Origin of the sequence: Eubacterium ramulus, assembly GCF_045002895.1 — a bacterium.
Classification (GTDB): Bacteria; Bacillota; Clostridia; order Lachnospirales; family Lachnospiraceae; genus Eubacterium_I; species Eubacterium_I ramulus.
The window spans coordinates 391,889-413,422 of sequence record NZ_CP173382.1 but is presented as its reverse complement, the minus strand read 5'-3'; the positions used below and the strand labels follow the sequence as shown (position 1 = coordinate 413,422).

Annotated in this window: 12 protein-coding genes and 1 riboswitch; all 12 genes read right to left on the bottom strand. The window is 44.7% G+C overall.

Features of this window, described 5'->3' with window-relative positions:
* Positions 1–12: 12 nt before the first annotated feature.
* Positions 13–2,175, bottom strand: coding sequence for an ATP-binding protein (locus ACIRUQ_RS01910; RefSeq protein ID WP_055289850.1), 2,163 nt, complete (start codon positions 2,173–2,175; stop codon positions 13–15).
* Positions 2,159–2,974 carry an ABC transporter substrate-binding protein gene (locus ACIRUQ_RS01905; protein ID WP_021737703.1) on the bottom strand — a complete coding sequence of 272 codons (816 nt, stop codon included), beginning with the start codon at positions 2,972–2,974 and terminating at the stop codon, positions 2,159–2,161. Before ACIRUQ_RS01905 ends, ACIRUQ_RS01910 begins: the two co-directional genes overlap by 17 nt.
* A 137-nt stretch (positions 2,975–3,111) precedes the next feature.
* Positions 3,112–6,063 carry a PAS domain-containing hybrid sensor histidine kinase/response regulator gene (locus tag ACIRUQ_RS01900; protein ID WP_055289952.1) on the bottom strand — a complete coding sequence of 984 codons (2,952 nt, stop codon included), beginning with the start codon at positions 6,061–6,063 and terminating at the stop codon, positions 3,112–3,114.
* A gap of 5 nt (positions 6,064–6,068) precedes the next feature.
* Positions 6,069–7,919 (bottom strand): ABC transporter substrate-binding protein, encoded by a 1,851-nt coding sequence (locus tag ACIRUQ_RS01895; protein WP_055289848.1) that lies wholly within the window; start codon positions 7,917–7,919, stop codon positions 6,069–6,071.
* A 44-nt stretch (positions 7,920–7,963) separates the two neighbouring features.
* Positions 7,964–8,416: a hypothetical protein gene (locus ACIRUQ_RS01890; protein ID WP_341437543.1), complete on the bottom strand. Its 453-nt coding sequence runs from the start codon at positions 8,414–8,416 to the stop codon at positions 7,964–7,966.
* 7 nt (positions 8,417–8,423) lie between these two features.
* Positions 8,424–9,467 (bottom strand): HD domain-containing phosphohydrolase, encoded by a 1,044-nt coding sequence (locus tag ACIRUQ_RS01885; RefSeq protein WP_404856522.1) that lies wholly within the window; start codon positions 9,465–9,467, stop codon positions 8,424–8,426.
* A gap of 141 nt (positions 9,468–9,608) precedes the next feature.
* A riboswitch (cyclic di-GMP riboswitch) is annotated at positions 9,609–9,702 on the bottom strand.
* Positions 9,703–10,025: 323 nt separating this feature from the next.
* Complete coding sequence (locus tag ACIRUQ_RS01880) at positions 10,026–13,259, bottom strand: InlB B-repeat-containing protein (RefSeq protein WP_055289846.1); 3,234 nt, start codon at positions 13,257–13,259, stop codon at positions 10,026–10,028.
* A 246-nt stretch (positions 13,260–13,505) separates the two neighbouring features.
* On the bottom strand, positions 13,506–14,555 hold the full coding sequence (locus ACIRUQ_RS01875) for a DnaJ C-terminal domain-containing protein (protein ID WP_044962545.1): 1,050 nt from the start codon (positions 14,553–14,555) through the stop codon (positions 13,506–13,508).
* A 254-nt stretch (positions 14,556–14,809) separates the two neighbouring features.
* On the bottom strand, positions 14,810–15,580 hold the full coding sequence (fdhD, locus tag ACIRUQ_RS01870; RefSeq protein ID WP_055289844.1) for a formate dehydrogenase accessory sulfurtransferase FdhD: 771 nt from the start codon (positions 15,578–15,580) through the stop codon (positions 14,810–14,812).
* 18 nt (positions 15,581–15,598) lie between these two features.
* Positions 15,599–18,310 carry a formate dehydrogenase subunit alpha gene (fdhF, locus tag ACIRUQ_RS01865; RefSeq protein ID WP_055289842.1) on the bottom strand — a complete coding sequence of 904 codons (2,712 nt, stop codon included), beginning with the start codon at positions 18,308–18,310 and terminating at the stop codon, positions 15,599–15,601.
* A 40-nt stretch (positions 18,311–18,350) separates the two neighbouring features.
* A complete protein-coding gene (locus ACIRUQ_RS01860) occupies positions 18,351–20,189 on the bottom strand; it encodes an NAD(P)-binding protein (protein WP_044962540.1) in 1,839 nt (612 codons plus the stop codon).
* Between the two features lie 349 nt (positions 20,190–20,538).
* A complete protein-coding gene (locus tag ACIRUQ_RS01855; protein ID WP_055289840.1) occupies positions 20,539–21,378 on the bottom strand; it encodes a formate/nitrite transporter family protein in 840 nt (279 codons plus the stop codon).
* Positions 21,379–21,534 lie beyond the last annotated feature (156 nt).

Genomic DNA, 21,534 nt, shown 5'->3' with positions numbered 1-21,534 from the left:
GACAGACTGACCCTATTCCACCAATTTGCAAATTACTTTTACCAGTAATCTCACATCAACAGGCTTGGAGATATGTTCATTCATTCCTGCTTCTTTTGCTCTCAGTCTGTCCTCCGTGAACGCATTTGCTGTCATTGCAATAATTGGTATTGCCTTAGCATCCTCTCTGTCCAGAGACCGGATCATCTTCGTTGCTTCATAACCATTCATGACCGGCATCATAATATCCATAAGAATGACGTCAAATTCACCAGGTTCACTATTTCTGAACAGCTCAACAGCCTCCTGACCATTCCAGGCTTTTGTCACATCGGCACCTTCATTCTGAAGCATAAATTCTGCGATTTCCATATTCAGCTCATTGTCTTCTGCCAGAAGAATATGCAGTCCCTTTATAGATTTTTCGGATACATCCTTCTGTTCTTCCCGTTTATCCGCATACAGATTTATTTTGAATGGAAGCCGGATCACAAATGTCGTCCCGACGCCTTCTTTACTTTCAAAAGTAATCGTTCCCCCCATTTTCTCGACCAGATTCTTTGCAATCGGCATTCCCAGACCTGTTCCTGCAAATTTTGTGCGGCTTCCTGTGTGTTCCTGTGCAAATGGTTCAAACACACATTTCTGGAACTCCGCAGTCATTCCGATTCCTGTATCCCTGCAGACAAATTCCATTGTCGTCATTTCCGGCTGTTCGGATGGGATTTCCATGCAGCTGATATAAATCTGTCCGTTTTCTCTGTTATATTTCACTGCATTCGACAGAATATTCATCATCACACGTTTCACATACCCCGGGCTTCCAATAAAATCCCGATGTGTGATTTCTTTTTTCTCCCACATGATCCGGATATTCTGTTCTGCAGCCATCTGCTCGATCACAATAAATACTTCCCTGGAAATACTGCTCAGATTAAATGGAATCTCTTCCAGAACGATTTCACCTGATTCAAGCTTACTCATATCCAGAACATCATTTACCAGTTCCAGCAACAGAGTGGATGCCTCTTTTACCTTTGTCCTGTATTCCGTCTGTTTCTCCACATTATCGGCATAATGGTCTGCCACATTGACCAGGCCGCAGATTCCATTGATCGGCGTCCGGATATCATGGCTCATCCGCTGGAGAAACTCTGTTTTTGCCTCATTGGCAGCCTCTGCCTTTTTTGCGGCAATCAGAAGTTCTGCTTTATATTTTTCGTCTTTTTCCTGTTCCATTTTCTGATGCGTCAGATTCGTTCTGTATGCCCAGAACCAAAATATACTGAATATCAGGAAATAAAGAAATATAACACTTGCTACACTTAATGGAAGGTTATGGAACACTTCCGTATCCGGAAGATATGCATAGATATAATAATCCCGCTGCTTCAGCATGATTCCGTAACATCCGGTTCCTTCATTTTTCAAATGAAAAATGTGCTGACTGTCTGTATGCTTTTTCATTGCCTGAACAACTTCGTTGTCGGTTGTACTCTGCCCCAGCAGTTTTTCATCATTACTGGCTACAACTACTCCATTATCTGCAACAATAATCGTTCCATCTTTCTGCGTACTATAGCCATTTAAAAGACTTTGTATCGTCAAAGTATAATTTCTCGTAAATTCAGGAGATGTATAATAGTAGATTGCAACGATACCCGGCGCATCTTTTCTAGCACAGGCTGCAATGTCAATATGTGATCCGTCTTTCCTGGTAAACCGTTCCGAATAGCTTCTTTCTTCATATCCGGCAAAATCCATGATAATATCTTTTTGCAGATACTCCGTAAGCTCATTAGTCAGAGATTCATCCGTGCTGTATTCACAGTCCGTCTTTCCATCTGCATCCAGTACAATGATACCATCCACCCAGAGAGTCTGCAGATTTCCTCGCAGGAACTCCCGGCTCAGCTGACCGCCGTTTTCTGTTTCCATGCTAATATTTGTACTCATCTGTCTGGCACTTTCAATGGCACGGAGGAGACTTTTGGATTCCGAAGATTCATTATAATGGGTGTAGGTGGAGCACTGCACTTTGACATAGTTTACAATCTCTACCATTCTTTTCTCGGCTTCCACTTTTTCTGCGTGGAAGAAATAAAACAGAGAGCCTACCGCCACACAGATTCCAACCAGGCCACCGAGCAGCTGGATCTGTTTTTCTTTTTTCTTTCTCTTAATATCCAAGAGCATCCACCTCCAGATACTTCTCCGGATCATCCAGGTATTTTTCAATGATTTTCAGGGATGTGCCATCCTGACGCATTTCTTCCAGCGTCTGGTCCATCTGCTCACAGATTCCCCGATCGTCATCTTTTGCAAAAGCAACACCTATCCCGGTGATCATCAGAGGCTCTTCCAGGATACGGAAGCTTGCGTCATAATCCTTCCTATACTGAACAATAGATTCCTCATGTGCGGCGACTGCATCTACATAACCTTTTCCCAGAAATGTATAGATCAGTTCCCTGTGTCCAAGACTGATCAGATTGCCCAGCTTTGGGATTCTCGCATCCGTCCGGTTCAGAAAAATGCCTTCCGGTTTGGTTGTGGACTGAACAGCCAGGTTTTTACCCTCCAGGTCACTCAGTTTATAGATATCACTGTTCTCATTTACAGCGACCACCTGACGACTTGCTATATACGGTCCTGCCCAACGGTAATCATCAAGACGCCCTTCCATAGAAAAACAGCCCATGATACAGTCAATCTCTCCGCTCTCCACCAGTTCTTTTTTCTTCTCCCAGTTGATCTGCACAACCTCCACCTGATATCCCATTCTTTTGAACGCTTCCGTAGCCAGTTCTACATCGATACCCGTCGGTATACCATCCTCATTCAGATAATTGTATGGTGGATAGTTGTCGCTTCCGAGGGTAATAACAGGCTTTTCTGTTTCTTCTTTCGTGTTATCTGTGTTTTTACACCCTACCATGGTGACTGCTAAAATTCCCGCAAGCAGAATGCCTGCAATCACTCTTTTTCCTTTCATTTATCTTCCATCCCCGCTAATAAAATCATTATAATTACGTCTATGAAATAACGCCGTAAAAACACTGTCAAACAGACAGTACACCTTATTTTATACAACTGGCTGCCATTTACCGGATTATGGCACTGCCAGGACTTCTAATCCTGCAAATTGTTTTGCAAGGTAGTAATCAATTCCTCTATCACGATAGGCTTGGATAAAAATCCATCCATACCGCATTCCAGTGCCTTCTTTCGGTCTTCGTCAAAAGCATTTGCAGTCATTGCAAGGATGGTAATTCCTGCCAGTGCCGGATTATCCAGGGCACGAATCTGCTTCGTGGCCTCATATCCGTTCATTACCGGCATCTGCACATCCATAAGCACCAGATCATAGTCTCCCGGCGATGATTTTTTCATTTTCTCCACTGCTACGGCTCCATTTTCTGCGGTATCCACCAGAAAGCCATATTCATTCAGTATTTCCATTGCAATTTCCCTGTTCAGTTCATTATCTTCCACAAGCAATATACACCGATCTTTGAAATTTGAACCTGCTGCCGGAAGAATCGAATCCTCTGTCTCGGCCTGCTTCTGACCAATCGCAGCCAGCAGCGTCTCTCTGATATCTGACATAAACAAAGGTTTTGCACAGAATGCAGTTACCCCTGCTGCCCTGGCTTCCACTTCAATATCTGACCAGTCATAAGCAGTCAGGATAATGATCGGCGTATCATCACCAAGACTGCGGATCTGCCGGGTGACTTCAATACCATTCATATCCGGCAAACGCCAGTCGATGATATACGCATGGAATGCATCACCTAATTCCATAGACTGCCGTGCACGGAGAACCGCTTCCTTGCCGGAAAGGGTCCATTCCGAACGCATGCCAACCTTTACGAGCATTTTTGTTACACTGTCACAGGTATTAAAATCGTCGTCTACAACCAATGCCTTAAGACCTTCCAGCTCTGCGATCTTCTCGGTACGATGATGCTCAGGCTGGATCCGGAATGGCAGGCGGACAATAAATTCCGTTCCTTTTCCCTGTTCTGTCTGAACCTCAATGGTTCCGCCCATCATATCCACAATGTTCTTGGTGATGGCCATGCCAAGCCCTGTACCCTGGGTTCTGCTGACTGTGGAAGTCCGCTCCCGTTCAAAAGGAGAAAAAATCTTCTGTACAAATTCCGGACTCATACCGATTCCATTATCCTTTACCCGGATTTCGTATAGTTCACTTCCTTTTGCTATCCCCGGGAACTGTTTCAGCCGGACAGAAACGGTTCCACCTGCAGGCGTAAACTTAACCGCATTAGACAAAAGATTCAGCAGCACCTGGTTCAGCCGCGTTTTATCACAATAGACATCTTCATTTGTCACATCCATGGCATCCATATAAAGCTCCAGCTGCTTTGCATGGATCTGTCCACTGATGATCGTCTTCAGATCATGAAGCACATCCGACAGACTGACCTCTGTTTCTTCCAGCTGGATCTTTCCACTCTCAATCCGGCTCATATCCAGTATATCATTGATCAGCGAGAGCAGATGGTTACTGGATGAAAGGATCTTGCCCAGATAATCCCTGACCTTTTTTCTGTCCTCAATGCTGCTTGCAGCCAGCGTCGCAAAACCGATAATCGCATTCATTGGTGTCCGGATATCATGAGACATGTTGGAAAGGAATGTACTCTTTGCCCGGTTTGCATTTTCCGCAGCACGGACAGCCTCGGAAAGTGCCTGGTTCATTTTTTTATCAGAAGTACGATCCGACATAACAAGGATATATTTCTTTTTTCCATTTACCACACTGCCTATGGCGACAATATGAAACCAGCGGTGTTCCCCTGTTTTCTGATGCAGAGATTCAAAATCCCATTCTTTCTGTTCCTGATTCCGGATTTCCTCCAGATAATTCTTCTTTGTATCTTCTGTCTCTTTCGGATAAAGTTTTCCCAGAACACAAATATCTTCACGGATCTGTTCTACGGTAATTCCCAGTAGTTTTTCCGCATTAGGGCTGACGTAATCTACCTGATATGTCTGTGCATCCAACATCAGAAAAACATCATCTACATTCATTGACAGCTTTTGAAACAACTCATCCCTGTACAGGATCTCCGTATCCTTTTTTTTAAGCCTGCTCCTGTTTTTTTGAATCATAAGGCCGATAAAAAAGGAGGCAATACAGAGCACGACCACAACCACAAGAATCAGCGTACTAAGCTGCAAACTGTTCATGCCGGCATTGACGATATCCTCATTTACAAGTCCCAGAAATATCCAGTCCTGAACATCCGATTTTTCATAAACCAGATAATAGTTCTTTCCATCCAGATTCACCAGCATCGCATCTGCCTGTCCCGCTTTAAAGTTCTCCGAAAGAGCAAGCGTCTCTTTTTCAGTCATATCCGAATGCTCGCTCAGAACACCAAAGAAATTGTACACATTTCCCCACGACCCGGAAGAATGATCGACCACAACACGGCCATCCGGATGAACAACAAAACTCTGGGCATTTCCGTTGAACGCAGAAATGTCCAGTACCTTTACGATATCAGCGTTTTCATAAGCAATGGCAATCGCATCATATTCAAATCCCTGATAACTTCCATGAACATTTGGAGTGGCAAAAACAAGCAGCTGGGATTTTCCGGGAACTGCTGCATTCGCTATGACATCATTTCCCTTCCGGATCTCCTCTTCCATATTTTCCTGTAATCCAAGGTACCCTGTTTCACCGGTTACTGTCTTATAGTCCCCGTCAGCTGACAAAAAATAGAACTCCAAAAAGCCGGCATCTTCCTGCGCTTTCTCTATATAATCACGGATTTCATTTTCACCGGAAGTATGTTGAAGATTCTCGCCCCACATATGAAGATACGTCAGATTCTTATTTGTCAGTTCCCGCAACATATTATCCGACTGGTGAAAAACCTCTGTCAGATGAGAAACACTTTCCTCATAGACCGTTTCTGATACAAACTTAAAATATTGGGAAACCGTCACGGCGATTCCGATAAAGAGAACCGCAAAAACAGCTATCCTTAACGGCTTTTTCCTGACACGTTTTTTTCTTTTTATATTATAATTTTTACTGTTCATTTTTCTCATCTCACATTAATGTAATCTTCCGGCTCTGCCAGAATGGCATTGCCATCTGAAACATATGCTGTCCAGGTGTCTTTCACAGAGGTTTCCCCTCCAGCAAATACCATATTTTGATCCGCCGGATACGCTTCCATGTGTTGCGGAGTTGCAAGGCAAGTTACCGTGAATGTATCATTGTCCTGCACTTTTTTCCCATCCTTTGTTACTTTGCGCACTGTATAACCATCCTCCGTTTCCATGAGTTCCACAGAAATCCCACTGAACACAGGCAGAGACCCCCGGTTAAACGGAAGGAAGCCGCCCGGATAGCCTTCTACAAAATTTCTGACTGTTTCTTTCAGTTCAGCCCCACTCATCTTGCAGCTGTAAGCAGAAAGACCATTTGGCATGATCATGTCGCCTGCCATTTTTTCTGTATAGCCGGCTTTCAGCACATTTCCCGTAAAACTGTTTCCGGTTGCGATCAGTACATCCGTCCCGTAAATGCCACGCAACGTGTTTGCCATAACCGAATATGCCTCATTTCCTCCGCTGCTATGAAAGCGGTTTGAATAAGACTTTTCTGAATTCAATACTACTTTCTCAGAAGTTGTTTTTTCGTCAAGGAGCTGCGTCTGAAATGACTGATAGGCCTGTCCTGCATCGTATTCTCCGGAAATCATCTTAGATACCACATCCTTGGAAACAGAGAAAAAATCATTTGATGCAATCCGGATATACATATGGTTTTCTTCAATCACAGATTTCACATCTTTCAGATATTCCGTAAGATGGATATCGACATCCTGACTGTAGCTTAACAGATCCTGTCCATCACTGATGATCCGGTTCTGTGCATCCTCGGAAAGCATGGTACTCAGTACCTTCATTGCTTTCGTCCGGCGTGTTTCATCCTGTGTCAGGTCACGGTTTAAAGCCACCTGGAAATACGGTGTCGTCATCAGCCATTTTTCGCCGTTCTCCTGAAAGAACGGAAGAAATGTAGTGTTAATGCCCTGATCCTGAAACATTTTTACACCGGCAGAGGTTCCAAAGTACATGGCAAGCTTACCACTTTGATACAATTCAACAATATCATCGTAATTCATCTCCAGATCATCCCGGCTCAATCCTGTATCCCGGATAAACCGCTCCATACGTTCAAAAGCCTCCGGCCAGACAGTACTGTCCAGACCTTCACGCGTTGTATTACCCGGATCACTGTAGGAAGTACGCCACTTGCGTCCGTCTACGGAAGACAGCTCAGATGCGGATAAGCCCTGCAAAGTTTCCATACAGGTATAATCATAAAAATAGTCTGCCGTAAATCCACGGATTCCTGCTTTTTCAAATGCCTGGCAGGCAGAAACAAAGCTTTCATAATCGGTCGGAAGCGGAATATCATACGTTTCAAAAAGATCCTTGTTCACGACAAATCCATGGGCATCCGCACACACCGGAAGCCAGTTTACGCTTCCGTCTTCATTCATAAAATTGTTCAGGTATGTATTATAGACTGCACCGGCCACATTGGTTGTGGAAAGATCCATCAGACTGTCTTTGAGCGGACTTGCATCATGCAGCGAAAAACGACAGCAGGTTATAATATCCGGCAATCCACCATTTTTCTCAAGAAACCTGTAAAAATCCAGATCATTATTGCCTACTACAAATTCAATATTGATATCCGGAAGCTGTTCCTGGATGTATGGTGCATATGCTTCATACAGGCTTGTGCTCCATAAATACACGGTAATTGTTTCCGCGTCTTCTTTTTCTGCACGCTTTCCGCCACAGCCTGCCAGAAGTGACAGAACTGTCGCCATCACTAGAAATACCGCAAGTAACTTATTCCATTTTTCCTTTTTCATTACAACTCTCCCCACTTGTTTTCCACTCTTTGTTATCACGGTCTTTATATCGTATCAAAATATCCGATAATCCCTATATATTCGTCTTTCTTTAACGAAGACCACAATGTGTGCAGTTTCAACTTATACATCTGCCTCTTATTTTCCACCTTCGCTTTTATCTGCACCGAAAATTCTTTATTTTGTACAGATGTCTGATGTAACAGAACCTGAATCTGCTGACTATCTTCTTCACTTACTCCGAATTCTCTGAACAAATCAAACTTTGAAGCATTTCTCTGACATAAGATCTGCTGTTTTTCATTCAGTATCATTAATTGACCTGACATTGCATTGTAATCAATCGAATTCATTCCACTGTTTGTTTTAAAGAAATCAATCTTTTCCTGCAGGATTTTAATAACACTCTGTGAATAGTTTCGATTCGGTAAGGATTTATCACTGAGTATTTCATTCGAAAGACTCTGTACTTCATGATAATATTTATTATCATTCATCTCGGTACTAAGCATTTTTGAAAATGGAAGGCTCAGTTCTCAGTTCTCTCAAGCATTTCAGCAGAATCGGATTAAACTGTCCGCATTGTCCATCCAGGATCATGTTCATTGCCGTATCATGATCAAATGCTTTCTTATAACATCTTTCACTGGTAAGTGCATCATATACATCGACAATCGATACCACCTGTGCGGAGATTGGTATTTCTTCGCCTTTCAGTCCATCCGGATAACCGCCTCCATCCCATCTTTCATGATGCCATCTGCAGATTTCCCACGCAGTATGTACCAGCGGATGATTTTGAGGGAAGCGCATATCCCGAATGATAGATGCTCCCAGTTCACTATGCGTTTTCATGATCTTAAATTCTTCATCAGACAGTTTTCCCGGTTTGTTCAATATTTCTTCCGGAATATGGATCTTACCGATGTCATGAAGAGAAGATGCCGTTGTGATCAAAGCAATGTCTGCCTCTGTCAAATGATAGGTATCCGATATTTTTATCAGTTTTCTCAGCATCAATTCTGTTGCTGTCCGGATATGCAGGATATGTTCGCTGCTCTCACTGTTACGGGATCCCAGTACATTACTCAGAATCCGGATCATAATATTATTATTTTCTGCTTTTTCGTAAACCTGATCAACAACTACATTGATCAGGCGTTTTTGGTTTACATAAAGATCCAATGTATTTTGCACTCTTTTTTTTACAATAACAGTGTCAAACGGCCGTGTAATATAATCTGTAATTCCCATTTCATATGCTTTGCGCATCATAGTAACAGATTCTTCCGAAGAGATCATAATTACAGGTGTTTCATTGATACATTGACTTTTGTTCATCATTTCCAGAACTTCAAAACCATCCATCTGTGGCATATGGATATCCAAAAGTATCAGATCGATTCCCAGATTATCTCCTACCAGCTGAATGGCCTGATTTCCGTTTTCCGCTTCCAGATAATGATACGTTTCTCCGAGAATCTCCTTTAATATATCCCTGTTAAATTTCGAATCATCTACAATAAGTATTGTTTGCTTTTCATTCATATTCATCTTATCTCATATTTCTTTTCTTCTTTTTCAGTAAAACGTGTGCCATAAAGCAGAAGAAGTTCCATGTAAATAAAAATTTACAGGAACTTTATCCAAATACCCACTTAACACTTACCTTTTATTTTCATTGAGGTATGATGCAACCGGCTAGCATGATCAGATTTCTATCTGACTTTAGCTCCTTCTGGCTTTGCGTCCCGGCTTTTCAACCGGTTTGCTCTTCAAGTCGAACGCTTGTGAGACTTGGTGCGTGATTCCGGTCAGCGTAAACTGACATATTCTTCTCAGAATCACGGCACATCGTACACTCTCGCATATAAATCATCTACATTATATATTTCCTATTGAACAATGCTTTTTTTAAGTATATCACGCAGGTTTCCTCATGTCCACAAGAAAGTGCTTTTGTTGACAGGAACTTCTCGTAATTCATCGTACTTTCCTGTCAAACGAAAAAGCAGTCAATCAACTGAAAGACTGCTTTAAATCGTTTTTTTTGCTATTCTGTTTTTCTCATCCTATGCACCGGTTGTATGGAACACACCAGAAGCATTACTGTCTACGTCTGTTTGCGCATACGATCGTTGTCCATGCACCTCCTGCAAGTGCGATCATTACAAACCAGAGAATCATTCCATTGCTGTCTGCTGTCTTCGGTACCGCAGATGCAGCAGCTGTGTTAGTGGCTGCATCGGATGTCTGGGTTCCATTTACGGTCTGATCTGCATTTGTTGTACCAGAAGTAATCATTCCAGCATTGCTTCCGTTGTTCGAAACGTTATTACCGGAACCGGCGTTTGCTCCATTGCTGTTTGCATTATTGCCGAAGCTGTTATTTAATCCACTATCTGTTCCGTTATTGTCCAAAGTATTGTCATTGGAACCATTGTTGTTTCCATTGTCACTGCCGTTATTCTTATCAGATCCGTTGTTATTGGAATCATCCTGTTTCGGCTCAATGGTAAATGTCTTTGCCACGATTCCATAGTAGTCCCCGATTCCAGTTACTGTTACGTCATAAGTACCAGCCGCTGAAAAACCATTTCCTGCTGCTCTCTCTGCCGGAGCTTCATAACGGATAAAGTAATCTTTACCTTCTTCCAGTACTTTTGTCTCATCGTCTTTATCAGTTACTTTGACTACCGGTGTCAGTTTTTTTCCGGTATAAGTCTGATTCTCAATATCAGCCACTGAAATTCCTTTTGTCACTTTCTCCGTCACAAACTGATCCAGTGGTGCTTCTGCATCAATCCCCGTCTTCCAGTAAAGACTCGCCAGCGGGTCATCCCCATTGTCAATAACAGTACCGTTTGCCATGTGGCGGTTTGGGCCTGTCACATATACCGTTCCGTCAATGGCCTGTCCCGGTGCTGCATGCCTGGATGAACTTGCAGTTGCCCCCTGTAAAAATGCAGCGTTTGCAGTGATCACACCGTTTCCGGATACTGCATTTCCACCATTTCCCCAGAGAACATCTCCTCCGATAGCGGTAACCTGACCGTTTCCTTCGATTACTGCGTCATCCAGTTCAATTGCTGTACCACCATCCGTATACAGTAAGGTCTTGCCGCTTCCGCCGTAAGCAACCAGCTGTGCATCATCTTCCAGATGCAATGTTCCATTTGACACACGCAAAGCCGTCTGTCCGATCTCACTTCCGGCATCGTCACCCGCAATATATACGTTGCCTTTGATGGTTACATTTCCTGTTGCAGTTACTACCGGCTCAGAAGTTGTACGATCTGTCAGATTTCCGTTTGCCAGATAGTTTGCATGGGAATAAATGGCCGCGTTTTCCAATACAGCACCATCCTCCAGCCGAAGCTGTCCGCAGATGGAAGCACCTGTTGTAAACTCCTCATTAAATGCGTCATAATTCATGGAAAATGTTCCACCGGCTTTTACATCAATCATTCCCTGTACCACAGAGTCATTCAGCGTCAGTTTGCCACCTTTTTCTACTACAATGCGGACACTGCTGAGCACTTTCATGTTTGTAAGTGTCAGATCACAGCCGTCGGGGATGTACAAGGTCTGTGGAATAGTTCCTTTTTCTACCTCTTTCCATGCCAGATCATAACCGAGGTATCCATAAAGTCCGCTGCTCTTGGAGCCAAACCATGCCGCCAGCTCCTTCGGTACACGAACGCTCTCTTTTTCCCCTTCGACATTGCTGCCAAAGTTTTTGATTGCCCATGGCTCCATAATATTCCATGCATATTTTCCGCCGGCATAGTGTTTCAGATTTTCTGTAACCAGTTCTTCTGCCAGTGTCTCTTCCCCGGTGTATACATGAAATGGAAGCGTGTTGCTGACTGCCGTACGACCCTGCATATCTTCGATTGATACGGAAACAAGATAATTTCCTGCATCCTTCGGTATTCCACTCAGAGTCACTCCACTGCTGATGGTCATATAGACCCCTTGCATACCGCTGTCACAATCTGCTGATGTACCATTTGCGGTATCCGGAATGATGCTGACACTGCATTTTTTGCCGTTCAGGTTGATTTTTGACAGGTTATCCAGTTCTTCCCAGTCACTGGCTTTCGGTTCTTCTCCTTTTTTCACCAATGCACCGTATACGGTAACATCACTGTTTTTGTTGGAGTTTGCCCCGCCGGTACTTGCACCGGATACCGTATCATAATTTTTCTGTCCTGTGATCGCACTGTCAAAAGTTCCTTTGATTTTTACAAACAGCTGGTAGGGATCACCCTGACCGTCATCTTCTGTCAGAGATGCTTTTCCGTCGGTATCAATGACAAGTTTCATGGTCAGATCTTCATATCCCTTAGCACTTACCGTGATCACGTCACCGCTTTTCAATACCGGAATAACCGGTGTAGTGCTGTAATCTTTTGCTGCAAATACCAGTTTGTTGTCAGATGTATTCACATAATATTTTCCACCTGCAGACGGGCTGTAAGCAGTTTTCTCCCAGTCTGTTCCGTTGACTTTCACACCTGTGACAGCTGCTGCATAACTGTCGGCATTTTTAAATGAGACCTCCCAGGCATTTCCAAAATAATCAGTGGCAATCTTTACATCACTGAGTTCGATTTTCTTCGGTGCAGCCTCTTTAAATGCAGCTTTTACACTCACATTTTCTGCCGGCATAGTAAACGTATATACCGTTTCAGACTCTTTTTCCAGCGCAACGGCTGTGCCATTCTCACCTGTCACCCGGATTGTATCCAGTTCATAACCATCATCCGGTGTCAATGTTACCGTCACAGTTGTGCCTTCTTTCAGATCTTTGACAGCACTTAACGCTACGACTCCATGTGCACTTGCTTCTGCCTCTGCTGTATAAGTTTTCTCAGCAGGCTGTTTATTTGCTACGACCGAAGCAGTGTAATCATATCCGTTTTTTTCTACTTTTACGGTCAGATCTTTGTATCCGTCTGCTGTAATCGCCATTGTCAGCGGATATGTGATACCTGATGGACTGGCGATCTGAAGTGCTTTGAAAGAATCATAAGCTCCGGCTGCCGTTCCGATACCCCATACGTTGGTATCACTGCTAAAGGAATTAATCGTTCCTTTTGTATATGCAGTACCATTGACAGTCACGCTGTTTACTGCATTCAGCCAGGCTGTATCTTCGAATCGGAGATTGATATTGTCTGTCCAGAAACCATTATGTACACATTCTTTTACCTCCGATGGTGCGTCTTTCGCTGCATCCTTTGCCTCTGCTGCCATAACCGGTGTCACCACCATAGACAGCATGAGCAACAATGACAAGAACAGCGATGTTATTTTTTTCCAGGTCTTTTTCATATGCTCCTCCTTTTTATTGTTGCTAACACTTGTTCTTTTTACATAACGTGTGTTTCTTGTGCATAATTTTTGTTTGTGCTAACTAACATTTTGCAATTTTAGCAGACCGAAGAATCGCTGTCAATTTGAAATCCTGATTTTTCCGCCAGTTGAATATTTTTCTCATAAAGATGCGTTTCCGCACAAAAAAAGAAAGAAAGAAGCATTTCCTCAGAAAACACTTCTTTCTTTTTTCAACATTTTTTATTAGCAGGCTTTCGCAAACTCTCTCAGTTTTTCCTTCGCTGTCTCATTCAGATTCTTCGGTACCTGAATCTGGACAACTGCATATTCATCCCCATGGATATTCTTATCTTTCATCGATACAATGCCTTTGCCCCTCAGACGGATCTTACTTCCGGACTGTGTACCCGGACGGATACTGCAGACCACGTTTCCGGTTAATGTCGGCACAACGGCCTCACCACCAAGAACTGCTGTGGTAAACGGAATTGTGATATTTGTATACACATCCATGCCTTTCCGTTCAAATCCGGCTCTGTCGCCAACCGTCACCTTCAGCAGCAGATCACCGGCTTCGCCACCGTTAAATCCCGGATTTCCCTTGCCTTTCAGACGCACGGTTTTACCGGTATCGATACCTGCCGGGATATTGACTTTCAGGGACTGTATCTGACCGTTTCCATCCTGCAGATGAATCATTTTCTCACATCCAAACGCAGCATCATCAAAACTTACGGTGACATCTGCATGAATGTCGCTTCCTTTCTGCCGGAACTGACCTCTGCCAAAACCGCCGCTGCTGCCAAAGTCTCCAAAATGGCCATCCTGTCCGAATCCGCCGGCACCCGATCCGTTGCTGTAATACTGATGAAATCCACCATTTCCATCACTGTGGAAACTGTAACTTCTTCCACCACCGTTGGATCTTCCATGGAACATATCCCCGAAGATATCACCGAACATGTCACCCATATCTGCACCGTTAAAATGAAATTCCTGATAACCGCCATTCTGACCGGCACCGGCTCCACTGTATTGATAAGCACCGCCCTCCGGCATACTGCCGTCAAAGGCTGCATGGCCAAACTGATCGTACAGTTTCCGTTTCTCCGGATCACTCAGGATCGTATAAGCCTCTGTCACATCCTTGAACTTCTGCTCCGCAGCCGGATCTCCGGCGTTGGTATCCGGATGATACTTCTTTGCAAGTTTTCGATATGCTTTTTTTATCGCCGTGGCGTCTGCATTTTTTGCAACGCCGAGTAATTCATAATAATCCTGTTTTGCTGCCATACAAATCACCATCCATTTCTTACTGTATATACGATATGTAGCATGCAATGTTTTGCCTCTTTCCTCATAAAGCAGACATGCGCCATTGCCTTCACTGTTAAAACACTGCATTTTTCGATAGTATAAATCCCCGGGAAATTCCCGGGGATTCCTTTTATTTGTTACACTAGTAATATAACACATGGTTTTTCATATGTCAACAGACAGATTTTAATTATTAGATTGTTGCAGTTCACATGATGAGTGAACTGTACTCATAAAATCCGCTCCGGATGAGAATAGATATTAAAGGTTTCATCTCTTGCAAAACCGATCAATGTGATCCCAAGCTGCTGTGCCAGCCGGCAGGAATAATTTGTCGGTGCCGACTTTGCAATCAACACAGAACAGCCCATGGCTCCCACTTTTTGCAGGATTTCCACCGGAACACGTCCGGAAAAGACCAGAATTCCATCCTTCATCGGAATTTTTCGAAGCAGGCAGTCACCAACCACCTTGTCTACAGCCACATGCCGGCTGATATCTTCTTTGTAAGATAAAAAGGTTCCATGATGGACTAATGCTGCACAATGCACACCACCGGTACGATGAAACAGTACCGAACGCTCCTCCAATTCTCTGGAATAAGTAAGCACTTCACTGACGGAAAGCCTTACATCATCCCGTTTTGGGATGACTCCCTGTTCGTTCAGCAGCACTTCATCTTCCGACAGAAGGTTTTCCATATCAGTGACGTTGGTCAGATATTCACGGATCGTGATATTTGCCATTCCATGTTCCTCATCCACATCGATGGTGCGGACATCTCCTGCACCGGAAATATAACCACGCAGGTAAAGATACCCCAGAAATGCTTCCTTTTTGTCCCATGGGGAACAGGTTATCTCACCTGCCCCCTTGCCATTTACAACTAACTGATAACATTCTTCCACTACCAGATCTTTTTCCCCTGAAACCAGTGCACTTCCATTGTAAGTGACCACCTCGCGGGTTACGAAATATTCATCACTGATATGTTCTGTCATAAGCTTCTTCCTTATCTATTACTTCGTATTTTCTATCTTAACCGCACAAACTTTGTACTCCGGTGTACTGGAGATAGAATCCAGCGCGTCGGATGTCAGCCAGTTTGCACCGCCATCCAGGAAGTGGAACGGCATCCAGCACTCACCCGGATTCGTCTTTCCGGATACATTTGCTGTCGTCTCGATACTTCCTCGACGGGAAGATACTTTTACTCTGTCGCCGTCTTTGATACCGATACGCTCTGCATCCTCGGTATTTATCTCAATGAAGGAATGTCCGGAAATCTCGTTCAGTCCCTCGGTCTTGTCAGTCATGGCGCATGCATTGTAATGATACAGGACACGGCCTGTCATCATCTTCATCGGATACGCTTCATCCGGAAGTTCCATGGACGGAATGTACTCGATTGGGTTGCAGAGACCAAGTCCCCGGGAGAACTTTCCAACATGCATGATCGGTGTGCCCGGATGATCCTTAGCGGTACAAGGCCACTGCAGACCTCTTCCTGCTACTTCCTCGCTGTCCAGACGTGCATGGCTGATGCCTGCGAAGGAAGGTGTCACTGAAGCGACCTCGTCCATAACCTGTGCAGAGGTCAGATGCGGCTGCGGATAACCCATACGGTTCATGATCTCGGTAAAGATCCAGATATCTTCTCTGGTCTCGCCTTCGATTTCAACTGCTTTGCGGATACGCTGTACACGACGCTCTGTATTGGAGAACGTTCCTTCTTTCTCCGCATAGGAACGACCCGGAAGGACAACATCTGCCATTTTTGCAGTCTCTGTCAGGAATAATTCATCCATAACAAGGAAATCCAGATTCTTTAATGCTTTGATCACATGTGCGGTATCCGGATCCGTGCGGACCGGATCCTCACCGAAGATAAACAGACCGCGGATCTCTTTGGTCAGCATCTTTCCGAAGCACTCCGTTGCCTTTGTTCCTTCTTTCGGGTTCAGTTTTGTGCCCCATGCTTTTTCAAATTTCTCCAGGACACCCGGTGCACTCAGGTTCTGATAACCCGGGAACTGATCCGGAGAAGCACCCATATCGCAGGCACCCTGTACGTTGTTCTGACCACGGATCGGGTTGACCCCACATCCCGGGCGTCCGAAGTTTCCGGTGATCATTGCCAGATTGGAGAGAGACATAACGCCCTCTGTACCGGTATGATGCTCTGTAACACCCAGACAGTAGATAATGGCTGCATTTTTTGCGCTTGCATACATCTTGGCAGCCTCGATCAGTTTGTCCACATCAACGTGACAGATCTCTGCTACTTTCTCTGCCGGATATTTGTCGATGACTTTCTTCATCTCCTCAAAGTTCTCCGTACGCTCATCGATAAACTTACGATCCTCGAGTCCTTCTGAAAGAATGATATTCATCATACCGTTTGCAAATGCTACATTTGTACCCGGTGTCAGTTTCAGATGTACATCGGCTCGGTGTGCCAGATCGATATCACGCGGATCTACAACGATCAGTTTCGTACCTTTATGTACGGCACGACGAATCTGCATACCAAGTACCGGATGTGCATGCTCCGGGTTGGAACCAACAAGCATGATCAGATCTGAATCCTGTGTAATATCCGCAATCGTATTTGTCATAGCTCCGGAACCAAGTGTGGTTGCCAGTCCGGCTACGGTCGGTGCATGGCAGACACGGGCACAGTTATCTGTATTGTTGGTATGGAACGCGGTTCTTACCATCTTCTGAAGCATGTAGATATCTTCGTTTGCGGAACGTGCACAGGCAAATCCTGCCAGAGAATCTCCACCGTAAGTATCTCTTAACTCAGTAAATTTCTTTGCCACATAATCCAGTGCTTCCTCCCAGGTCGCCTGCTCGAATTCACCGGTCTCTTTATTTTTAATCAGCGGATGACGTACTCTGTCCGGATGATCTACGAAATCAAAGGAACCACTGCGGCCTTTGACACAGACCATGTTGTGGTTGGACGGGCCGTCTGCACCCTCTACATCTACAATCTTGTTGTCTTTGACGATCAGGTCATACTGACATCCGGTTGCACAGTGCGGGCAGGTAGTACGCACACGTTTTACTTCCCACGCACGGTAATTTTTTCTTCTCTTGATGGTCAGGGCACCGGTCGGGCAGGCCTGTGCACAGTTACCGCAGGACTCACAGCGTGTCTCTTCCCAGTCCTCACCAAACGGTGCGTCAATGATTGTATATTTACCGGTTCTGCGCAGTTTGATCGCTCTTCTTCCGGTTGCAACCCGGCAAGTCTGTACGCAGCGCTGGCAGTAAATACATTTGGACGGATCATAGGACAGGAACGGATGTGCATCTTTTTTCGGAACATCACATTCCAGCAGGCTTCTGGATCCAATGTAAGGAGTTGTATCGATATCATATTCATTACAATATTTCTGAAGCTGGCAGTCACCGTTTTTCTCGCAGTTAAAGCAGTCAATATTATGATTGGAAAGAAGCAGTTTTAAAACCGTCTTTCTCGCATCGATTACTTTCCGGCTGGCGGTCTGCACAACCATACCTTCTTTTACTTTTGTGTTGCAGGCTGTGGCAAGTTCGTTTTTCCCCTCTACTTCTACTACACACAGGCGACAGGCTCCGATGTCACTGATGCCCTCTAAGTAGCAGAGTGTAGGGATTTCAATACCGGCAGTTTTTGCTGCTGCAAGAATTGTCATGCCCTCTGCTGCTTCCACGTTTCTTCCATCTATGGTTAAACGCATCTGTTATTACCTCCATATATAAACTTGAACATTTTCCGTATTATTTGTCGATGGCATCCTGAAGCTTACCGCATCCGAACACATCACATCTTAAGCATCTGCCGGACTCCTGCATCGCCTCTTCGTGCGTCATCGGGCATTCTACATGCTCAAAATCGTGTTTTCTCTCATAAGCCGGACGCTCGCCAATGTTGACACGGCCGGTAGGAACACGGTTGTTTTCTCTTGCTTCCGGTGCTTCCACACCACAGTTTAACGTATGGTGGTAACCAAGATATTCATCGATATTGTGTGCTGCTACTTTTCCGGCTGCGATCGCTTTGATTGCAGTTGCCGGTCCGGTCGCGCAGTCACCGCCGACAAATACACCCGGCATACCCTCTACCGCAGTATCAAGTCCTGCCTGGAATACATGCCATTCTGCCGGCATACCAAACGCTTCGAACGGTTCACTGATAATATCCTGTCCAACGGCGATCAGTACGACATCACACGGAACACGCAGTGGTTCTTTGGATGCGGAATCGACCGGTGACGGTCTTCCTCCGCGGTATGCACCGATCATCTGCGGCTGTACCCAGAGTGCACAGCAGTCGCCGTTTTCGTCCTTCTCAATGCTCTTTGGAGCCTGAAGGAGCATCAGCTCAATTCCTTCCATAACCGCGGATTCAATCTCTGTATCCAGAGCGGTCATATCTTCCTGACGTCTTCTGTATATGATACGGACATCTTTTGCTCCACAGCGCAGGGCACTTCTTGCCGCATCCATGGCTACGTTTCCGCCGCCGATTACGGCTACGGTCTTGCCGGTATAATCCGGACGGTGGCCATGTCCGATCTCATCCAGCATCTCTACGGCTGAGAACACGTTGTTTGCATCAATATTTTCCAGACGGAGTTTTTTACCCTTCTGTGCACCGATTGCAACAAACATGGCATCATGACTGTTTCTTACTTCCTCAACGGAAATATCCACACCTACATTTGTATTATATTTTACTTCAATATTTCCTGTGGAAAGGATGGCGTTCATATCCTCATCCATGCGGTCTTTCGGGAACCGGTAATTTGGGATTCCGTACATCAGCATACCACCGAGATGCTCTTTTGCTTCATAAACGGTTACTTTATGTCCCATCAGAGACAGAAAATATGCCGCAGTCATTCCGGCAGGGCCGCCACCGATGACGGCAACTTTTTTGCCGGTGGATACATTTGCTTTCGGAACTGCTACCTGATCCGCTGCGATCTGATCTACCGCATATTTTTTGATACCGCGGATGTTGATGGAATCATCAATCAGATTTCTGCGGCAGCGCTCCTCACACGGATGCTCACAGATCATGGCACAGGCAGTCGGTAATGGATTGTCCCGGCGGATCAGATTGATTGCATCTGCGTAGTTTCCTTCGTGTACATGTGCAATGTAGCCCGGAATATCGACATGGGCCGGACAGAGCGTTACACACGGCACTTTCTGTCCCACATTCTGCGGACATTCATGTGCCCTGATATGGCTTTCATACTCTGAGGCAAACGTTTCGAGTCCTTCTAGAACTTCAATGGCAGACTGGTAACCAATGGCACAGTCCGCACTGTCACGGATCATGATGGCGATTTCTTTCATTTTATCCAGCATTTCCATGCTTCCAACGCCATTTAATATTTTTTCCAGTAATTTTGCAAGCTGTGGAAGACCATCACGACATGGTACACATTTTCCACAGGTCTGATTCATGGAAGCGTGCAGCAGTGATAACTGTACGGTCAACGGACATGTTCCAGGCGGGTAGACTTCTACTTTTCTGGAGAATTTCTCTAACAGATCCCCGATGATCACATCACGGCTGTGCTTTCCGGCAAGATAAATCTTACTCATTTTTCTAATATCCCTCCTATCCAGTATCACAACAGGATACTGTAATGCATCTATTATAACGAAAAAATTGTGCTCTCAGCATATGACAAAAGCACAATTTTGTATCTGAATTTGTGCAATCCATACATTTTTGAGAAGCATTCTCACTGCTGCATGGATGTGCAGTGATTCGTTCTGTTCTTAAGCATCTGCCTTATTTTTTCTGAGTTCAAGTCGAACGCACGTGAGACTTGGTGCGTGATTCTGGTCAGCGTAAGCTGACATATTCTTCTCAGAATCACTGCACATCCTCGCGGAGCGTTTATCTCAGTCGGAGATTGTACTCCCACTGAGAAAGACTTGTTATTACTCACCACTTGCAGAAGTGGGAGTCTTCTCGACTGAGATAAATAAACCAGTACACACATCCGATACAGACTGCACCGCCTATGATATTTCCCAGGGAAACCGGCAGCAGATTTTTACCAAAGAAATTGCCCCAGGTCAGATTTGTCAGATCCACTCCTGCATCTGTGGCAGCCTGTACATAAGCTGCATTTGTTTTTGCAAAAAGGCCTGCACTGATGTAATACATATTTGCGATACTATGCTCAAATCCACAGAGCACAAACATCATAATCGGGAAAAACAGCCCCACGATCTTGCTGACTACTTCTTTTGCCGCAAAGGAAATCCATACAGCGGTACATACCAGAAAATTACAGAGAATGCCTTTGATAAATGCATCACTAAATGGCATCGAACATTTACTTACTGCCGTAGATAATACCGATACGGCCATTCCATTTCCAAACAGAGACGGCTGATGACTAAACGCAACGCCTGCACCTACCAGGATTCCGCCGATCAGGTTACCGATGTACACGATCACCCAGTTTTTCAGCATCTGGCTTACAGTGATCTCCTTCTCCAGAAGCGGGATCGTCAACAGACAGTTTCCGGTGAATAGTTCACTTCCAGCAATCAGAACCATCGTCAGTCCACCCGGGAATACACAGGCTCCGATGAATTTACCCAGAGACGGTTCTGTGATGGACACTGCCACGGTAGTTGCTCCGACACCTCCGAATCCGATAAATGCACCTGCCAGGATTGCAAGAATGATCATTTTCGGAATCGGTGTATTGACCTTACTTTTTCCGGTTGCAATGTAATTTTTGGCCACTTCGGCCGGTGTAAAAAAGTTCATGATTATACCTCCCATTTATATTCCTTATACTTTTGTATCCATATTAATACAATGCATCCTCTCTTTGTATGTCAAAAAAAACAAAAATGCACTTTGAAATTATGCTGTTCACACATTTACATATCGTGATATAATGAGTGCAAGTGTGTCAATATG